At 48.9% G+C, this 6,722-nt stretch carries 10 protein-coding genes and 1 riboswitch; of the genes, 9 read left to right on the forward strand and 1 reads right to left on the reverse strand.

What is annotated here, in order from left to right; all coding sequences use genetic code 11:
• The 9 genes from L691_RS32640 to L691_RS0109420 all read left to right on the forward strand — a co-directional run.
• The coding region (locus L691_RS32640) for a hypothetical protein (protein WP_025690193.1) at positions 1 to 790 on the forward strand (790 nt) is incomplete at its 5' end.
• Positions 791 to 938: 148 nt separating this feature from the next.
• Positions 939 to 1,400, forward strand: a complete 462-nt coding sequence (locus L691_RS33500; protein ID WP_232229143.1) for a radical SAM protein — start codon at positions 939 to 941, stop codon at positions 1,398 to 1,400.
• Positions 1,364 to 1,915 carry a radical SAM protein gene (locus tag L691_RS33505; protein ID WP_232229144.1) on the forward strand — a complete coding sequence of 184 codons (552 nt, stop codon included), beginning with the start codon at positions 1,364 to 1,366 and terminating at the stop codon, positions 1,913 to 1,915. The genes L691_RS33500 and L691_RS33505 overlap by 37 nt, the downstream gene beginning before the upstream one ends.
• Entirely contained in the window at positions 1,912 to 2,064 is a 153-nt protein-coding gene (locus L691_RS33510) for an SEC-C metal-binding domain-containing protein (RefSeq protein ID WP_232229145.1), read from the forward strand. The genes L691_RS33505 and L691_RS33510 overlap by 4 nt, the downstream gene beginning before the upstream one ends.
• Before the next feature lie 48 nt (positions 2,065 to 2,112).
• Positions 2,113 to 2,299: riboswitch (cobalamin riboswitch) on the forward strand.
• Between the two features lie 161 nt (positions 2,300 to 2,460).
• Positions 2,461 to 3,246, forward strand: a complete 786-nt coding sequence (locus tag L691_RS0109400) for a HoxN/HupN/NixA family nickel/cobalt transporter (protein ID WP_025690194.1) — start codon at positions 2,461 to 2,463, stop codon at positions 3,244 to 3,246.
• A gap of 113 nt (positions 3,247 to 3,359) precedes the next feature.
• Positions 3,360 to 4,022: an ABC transporter ATP-binding protein gene (locus L691_RS0109405; RefSeq protein ID WP_025690195.1), complete on the forward strand. Its 663-nt coding sequence runs from the start codon at positions 3,360 to 3,362 to the stop codon at positions 4,020 to 4,022.
• Positions 4,006 to 4,785 (forward strand): ABC transporter permease, encoded by a 780-nt coding sequence (locus L691_RS0109410; protein WP_025690197.1) that lies wholly within the window; start codon positions 4,006 to 4,008, stop codon positions 4,783 to 4,785. Before L691_RS0109405 ends, L691_RS0109410 begins: the two co-directional genes overlap by 17 nt.
• 251 nt (positions 4,786 to 5,036) lie before the next feature.
• Complete coding sequence (locus L691_RS0109415; RefSeq protein WP_025690198.1) at positions 5,037 to 6,050, forward strand: hypothetical protein; 1,014 nt, start codon at positions 5,037 to 5,039, stop codon at positions 6,048 to 6,050.
• 31 nt (positions 6,051 to 6,081) lie between these two features.
• The gene (locus L691_RS0109420) at positions 6,082 to 6,357 is read left to right on the forward strand and encodes an acyl carrier protein (protein ID WP_025690199.1); all 276 of its coding nucleotides are present in this window, start codon (positions 6,082 to 6,084) and stop codon (positions 6,355 to 6,357) included.
• Between the two features lie 4 nt (positions 6,358 to 6,361).
• Here L691_RS0109420 and L691_RS32645 read toward each other — a convergent pair.
• The coding region (locus tag L691_RS32645) for a hypothetical protein (RefSeq protein WP_025690200.1) at positions 6,362 to 6,722 on the reverse strand (361 nt) is incomplete at its 5' end.

Below are 6,722 nucleotides of genomic sequence, written 5' to 3' on the forward strand. Positions count from 1 at the left end.
GGGCTGGTCGGATCAGATGCGCCGCTGGTTCGTCCGATGGCAATCGGAGGAGGCCTTCAGCACGTTCTATGTTTCTCATCCGAAGAACGGCGCCCTGAAGTCGGGGGCCACACCTTATGAGCAGGTGCTGCAGCATGAGGGGACGCTGCTGGCCGTCACCAATATTCCGGCGAACGATCTGAAGCCCTATATCACGGGCCCGCTGCCTACCGGCGTTATTGACACCTTGGAGGATTCGAGCGGCTGGATCTTTGCCCATGAAGGAAACGTGCTGCTGGGGGTCAAAATCATCAAGCCTTACGGCTGGTTTGAAGAGACCGTCGGCCCGCTTGCGGTTCCCGTAATTCGCAGCGATGGTCTCAAAAATGCGGTGATTGTGGAGACGGCCGATCCGAAAGACTACGCGCAAGCGGAGGATGTCGGCAAGACGGCGGATGAGCGCCGGGCATGCGAGCTGGCCCGCTTCGTGGAGGCAATCAAATCCGGCACTTCGGTTGACGCTACCAGGTTGGAGGACGCGAATCCTACCGTCGTTTATACGTCGCTTGGCGGAGATACGTTAAGCTTAACCTTTAACGGCAAACGGAGCGTTAACGGGGAACCCGTCGATTATACCTCCTGGCCGCTGATCGACAATCCGTATATGCATCAGGAGGTGGGGAGCCCGATCTTGACGCTTGGGCAAGGTGGAGAGATCATCGAATACAATTTTGACACCTGGACGATTCAGGCCCCATCGTCCGAACCGGATTTGGGGTACCGCCAACAAGACGCGGAAAACATACGCTAAGAAATGAGCGACGGAGGTTCATTATCACCGATTGCCGCTCAACTGTAAACTGAACACCGGAGACGTCTTCCATGAATCTATGGAATACGTCTCTTTATTAAGATAAAGTATATAAGAGAAGCTAGAGAGATGAGGAGGGTGAGAAACAATGGGCTGCGGTGTAGCAACGCTGGAGCATCGGCATGTAGGTGTGATGTGGAAGACGGTTTCGGAGGATTGCAACCTGGCCTGCGATTACTGCTATTACAGCACATGCGGCGGCAAGCCGGGACCGAAGATCAACCGGATTGATTCCGCCATTCTGGAAAAATTCATTAAGGAATATATGGCCCGGGCGCAGGGAGCGGCTTCTTTTGCCTGGCAGGGAGGAGAGCCGCTGCTGGCGGGTATGGAGTTCTTCGAAGAGGCCGTGTCGCTTCAGGCTCGCTACGCGCCGAAGGGGACGAGCATCGGCAATTCCATTCAAACGAACGGAACGCTGATTAACGACCGCTGGGCGGCTTTTTTTAAAAAATACAATTTTCTGGTCGGTGTCAGCTGGACGGTCCAGAGGATATTCATGATGCGCGGCGGGTGGACTCGCGCGGGCAGGGCAGCTTTCACCGGGTAATGAAAGGGATCGAGCATCTACGGCGGCATAACGTGGATTTCAACATTTTGTCTGTGATTCACAAAGGCAACGTGGGACATGCTGCGGAGATTATGGCTTTCTTTGCACAAGAAGGATTCAGCTACGTGCAGTTCATTCCGTGCATGGATTTCCGGTCCCAGGAGCCGGACAAGCCGGGCGTTTACGATATTACGCCTGCGGAATACGGCCGGTTTTTGCGGGAAGCCTTCGATTATTGGTATAACGGAGGGAACCCGCAGGTTTCCGTATGTTTTTTTGACAACATGCTGGCCGGTTATACGAACCGGGAGGCGGAGCTGTGCATTCATAGGGCCGAGTGTCCAACAACGATTATTCTCGAGCAAAATGGAGACGCCTATCCGTGCGACTTTTACATTTCTCCGGAATGGAAAATCGGCAACGTGGCGACAGGGGAGCGGAGCTTGAGGCCAGAGGCCGGGATTATTTTTGCGCCAGCTACAAGGAGATTTATGCGTATGCGGACGAGCGGATGAAGCAGCTTGGAGCCAGCGTCAGAAGCAACCTGTTCCGCCAGAACGTGCGGTATCACCTGAAAGGAAAACTGCCGGAACGCAACGACCCTTGTGCCTGCGGCAGCGGCAAGAAATATAAGCAGTGCTGCTTGGGACTGGTCACAACCTGAACAAAAACTATTGATAATCAAAGTTATAAGCATTAAAATCAAAGAAATTTCATATATTGCAACCAGGTGCCCTTGCGAGATCAAGGGGTAACAGGGAATCGGGTGTAAATCCCGAGCGGTCCCGCCGCTGTAACCGAGGAGCCTCCTTCTTTTATGTCACTCAGTATGTCTGGGGAAGACAGAAGGCAGGCGATGATCCGGAAGCCAGAAGACCTACCTGGATTGCACACCAAGATGCCTTCGGAGAAAAGGAGTGGTGACGAGACATGAACTCGCAATTTAGCTCTGCTTAAGTTGACGTTTATTAACGGTCCCATTGGCAAGTCCCGAATCTGCAAAGGTTACCCGGGGCTTTTTTTGCGTGTAAAAATCGGATTAAGAGAGAGGAAACCGTCAATGTCAACGATATCGCTTATACTTCTTGTTTTTGTGCTCGGCCTTCGTCATGGATTGGATGCGGATCATTTAGCTTTTATTGATGGACAAACCCGTTACAATTGGCGAGTGGGCAGCCCGATTACCCGCTGGGTAGGTACACTGTTTTCATTCGGCCATGGAGCGGTTGTGACCGGTATAGCGACAATTCTCGGAATGTTTGCCCAAAATTTTAGATTTCCCGAATATTTTGACGCCTTTGCAACTTGGGTATCGATTATATCCCTGTTTTTAATTGGCACAATGAATATTTATCATCTGCTGCGTTCCAAATTTAAAAACGAAGAGTTTCAACTAAAGGGAATCAAAGGGAACCTTATTTCGAAAGTTTCGAGGGGAACCACAAATCCATTTTTAATTATTTTAGTGGGTGGCATCTTCGCACTGGCTGCCGAGACCATTAGTCAAACGTCCATCTGGGCACTTGCAGCCGGCAATTCATTCAAGTACATGCCTTTAGTTCTGGGACTTATTTTCATGCTCGGAATGATGATTACCGATACTATCGATTCTCTAATCGCGTTTAAAATGATGAACCAAACAAGCAGCTTGGGGCAATCGGCATCAAGAATCATTGGATGGGTGATTGTTGCGCTCGCCTATGGTGTTTCTTTCTATCAGGCATTCATCTACTTTAATCCTTGGGCGGAGCTTAATTTTGAAATTGTAGGGATTATGATTTTCTTATTTTTACTTTTTTGCTTTGTCTTTGTTAATATACGAGCGAAGTCAAAGTCAGTCCGTTGATGAATCCCCTTATCCCTTTTGCAAGGTTTGACGCTTCGCGGCTATTTGAGTACCATCAATATTGAATTTCGATTCGGTAAAAAATGAGTATAAGGCCAAAGGAGTGCGTGACGATGTTCCGGTTAAAGGGAGTAAAAGCCAAAGGGATTCTGTCCATCACAGACTTAACGATACCTGCAAAGAGAATAACCTGCATTGTAGGGGAGAGCGGCAGCGGAAAGACAACCTTGCTTCGGCTGCTAAATCAGTTGGACAGCCCGGATGAAGGCGAGATTTGGCTGAATCAACGACTTTCAAGCGAGCTGGACCCCATCCCGTGGAGGAGAGAAGCGGTGATGGTGCCGCAGGCCACGATCACGTTCAAAGGGACGATAAGAGATAACCTGCAGATCGGATTGTCTTTTGCCGGTAAGCCTGAAGCATCTGATGAACGATTGAAGGAGGCGCTTCATCTCGCCTGTCTGGAGAAAGATCTGGAACAAAATGCGGAGGAGCTGTCCGGTGGGGAAAAACAGCGCTTAGCCCTTGCGAGGGCTATTGTGATGAATCCGATGGTGCTCCTTCTGGATGAACCGACTTCTGCGCTGGATGAAGACACTGCAGATACAGTAATGCAGAGATTGACAGCATTCATGCGTGAAAACGGAAAAACACTCGTCATGATTACGCATTCACGTCACATTGCCGATACATATGCCGATTTTGTTATTGAAATGAAAGATGGGACGGGACGCCGCGGGAGAACGGGAGGGGTATACAGTGAATGGAACCATTGATTTATTATTTTGGCAGCTGGCCGCAGCCTATTTGTTCGTGATTCTGCTGATTGTAATCGTTAGAATTAAAGGCATCCCGCGTGAAAAGGAAATATTGATCGGGGCGGTTCGTATGACTTTGCAGCTCATTCTCGTCGGGTACTTGCTGGTGTACGTATTTGGGAACGCCCATCCGGCGTATACCTTGCTGCTTGTGGCGATTATGCTTGCTTTCTCCATTCGGACGGTTATTAACGGGACAAAAAGGAAGCTGTCCAAGGCTTTGAAGCAAAGCATTGCTTTGTCGATGACCTCCGGTATTTTGGTCAGCCTTGTCTATTTTATTTTCATTGTCTTGCAGCTCGCTCCTTGGTACGAACCGAGATATGTTATTCCGATAGCCGGGATGATCGTCGGCAATTCGATGACAGGGGTCGCGTTAGGCGTGAATTCCTTGATCGAAGGCATGCACGGCCAAAAAGATAAGGTGGAAGCGGCGCTCATGCTCGGAGCCACACCAAGAATGGCAGCGCGGGAGATTGTCAATCAGTCCTTCGATTCCGCTATGCTGCCCACCATAAATTCGATGGTCGGCATGGGCATCGTATTCTTACCCGGAATGATGACAGGACAAATCTTGTCCGGGACATCGCCAATCGTGGCCGTCGAATACCAGATTGCGATTATGCTGGGTATTGTCGGGAGCGTATCGTTATCCGTTATCCTGTTTGTACAGCTCGGGTACCGGACATTTTTTAACCGCCGCAGCCAGCTTGAACTATGAACGTCTAACCTCACTCCTTCTGCCGGCGTCATTACCAGGTGTTTCTGATGCCAGTAGCCGGCAGACCTCCTTTTTTACAATTAAATGAAAACGTTTTCAACGGGAATGCTCTTTGTCTATCTTTGCTGATATTTCCTGAAAAAAATATAAAATATATATATTATTTCCTTGGATTTATATGGTATAGTAGAACTTGATTACCAGTCATTACAACTCGGCCGTCAACTGAAAAAACTAAAAAGGAGGATCGCATGAGCAGTTCAATAATTTTACCGATGCAGTATCCAATCATTACTTCATGGCAATGGGTGGCGAATTCTTTTGCGGTGCTAGGCAATTATCCGGAAACGGAACCCTGGATTATGAATCACTTTATTCAGCTTCAGCTTACTACGAATCCGGGTCGGATCAGCGCGTTTGTGGATTTTTTCCGGACCCCCGTATTCGAATACTGTCCATGGCTGTTTCATCAGCATTTGAAGCGGGAAACGGTGCGTTTTATCAATGAGGACATTTGCGCCTTTATTGTGGACTGCATCAATCTGAACAATTACATATACGGCGTGTTCGATCAGGCCTTCTTTATAGAGGGACATGACTCGCTGCCGCATGATTTGTTTATTTACGGATATGATCTGGAGCGCCAAGTGTTCCATGCGGCTGATTTCACGTTTACCGGCAAGTATTCTTTCGCGGAGGTTCCGTTCGAGCAATTGGAGAAGGCGTACCACGCTATAGAAGGGGACGAGGATTGGCTCTTTTCCGGCAAAGGCGGCTTGTCTTTAATTAGCTTCGATGACTCCCTGGGCTATGAGTTCAATATATCGAATGTGGCGGCGCAGCTTGAGGGCTTTTTAACGGGGCATAACTGCTTTGAGAAGAGCAGGGAAATGACTCACAAGACAAATCCTTGCGTATACGGACTGGGAGTCTATGACCAATTGATTGAGAATCTTATCAAGATTCAGAATAAAGAGCAGGGAGCCGATTACCGGCCGTTTCATGTGCTCTGTGACCATAAAGCGCTCATGCTGCGCCGGATTCCCTTCCTGGAGCAGTACGGCTATTTGAAGCCGGGGACTAATCTTGCAGAGCGTTACCAAAGTATAGAAAATGATGCCTTCCTATGCCGAAATCTGCTTATTAAGTACATGAAGACGGAGCAATCGTCAATTATCGACAAAATTATTACAAATATAAGAAAAATTAGAAATGAGGAAGGAGAGCAAATTGAAAGCTTGTTATCCAATCTAGTAATAGTCTAATTGCTATATTATGAGGGAAGGAGTGAGAGGCATGAGCAAGCAAGATATTGCCGGGCAAATTATTCAACGGATTGAGCAAAAAATATCGGCCTCCCCGGGGTCTTCGCCTGAAGATGCGGTCATTACGGCAGACACGCTGCTGCGCGATGTGTGGCTCAGACTGGAGTCGATACAGGTCGTTGATTTGGTTGTGGAATTGGAAACCTCTTATGGGACTGAGCTGCCGGATGAGCTCCTGGGCCAGATCGACAGAAGCCCGCTAAAGGTATCTGATCTGGCCGCAATGGTTGCAGGTGAAGCGGTCTAGCGCCTTATGTCCCTCTCTCGCTAAGAGGTACCGAGACTTGGGCATCCGTCGCGTAAACTCTGAAGAAATAATCGCAGCCTTCAGAGCCTTGCCGCTTTGCTTGGCGAGCCGCTCCTCTTGCATGCTGCGCCATTTGCCTCAGCATGCTGAATCTCGATGTCCACAGCAGGCTGATTTGCGAACTATATTTCAAAGAAGCATTTAATTTGGCAATCAGGTTGCTTCGCCGCAGCTTGACGGGTCTTTCGCTTAATCCCGCAGCGAGCTCGGTTTTCCAGGTCAAGTCATTATTAAAGCATAGATAAGGCAGGTCTTCGTAATACATCAAATGGGCGGGCCAGCCTGTGCCGTTGCCGGCTTTTCGC

This window comes from Paenibacillus zanthoxyli JH29, from assembly GCF_000520715.1.
GTDB classification, from domain to species: Bacteria; Bacillota; Bacilli; order Paenibacillales; family Paenibacillaceae; genus Paenibacillus_AQ; species Paenibacillus_AQ zanthoxyli.